Consider the following 634-nt stretch of genomic DNA (forward strand, 5'->3'; position numbering starts at 1 on the left):
CTGAGCTGCCTCAATATGAAGGGAAATGTACGCAATTTCATGTTCATTAACGAAAATATTATATTTTTCATTTAGCACTTCGATCCCAATTAACGCGGCTTCAAAGGAAGCAGGATATTGCTTTTTTATTTCGCTCAGCATTGGATTTCTTATATTCATTTGATATTTATAATGACTAATTGCAGGTTTTAAATGTAAGGATAAATGAAGCAGTAATTCATCGTCACCAGATAGGTTGAAATGATATTTTTCATCTATTCTTTTAATCATTTCCTTAACCAGATTAACTATTTCCTGATCAATAACTGATTTAATTCTTTCCTTTTCTGTATCTGAATTTATCAGCTTTGTTCCCTGTAAATGAATTGCCAAATAAAACACTTCATTTACAGAAAAACAAACACTAAGACCTGATTCAATGTCCCTCATAATTTCTTTTGCTACAGCGAATTCCTTATTTTCTTTTATTTCATCTAACTCTTCTATAGCTATTTCCACCTGATTATTGTCTCGTATCCGCTTACAGGCAATAGCTAGATGAGTAATTAAGTTTTGCAGGCTAATATCCGAAATAATAATGTTATGCTTTCTTAGTTGAGTTAAAATACTATTTCTAATTATATTCAAATCATTT

The 634-nt window shown here is 30.3% G+C and carries 1 protein-coding gene; it reads right to left on the reverse strand.

Annotated features, from left to right (window positions below; all coding sequences use genetic code 11):
* Positions 1–627 (reverse strand): BglG family transcription antiterminator (locus AC3G7N_RS21485; protein ID WP_489424167.1); only part of this gene is annotated, 627 nt, incomplete at its 3' end.
* Between the last annotated feature and the right edge of the window lie 7 nt (positions 628–634).

This window comes from Virgibacillus carmonensis, from assembly GCF_057836705.1.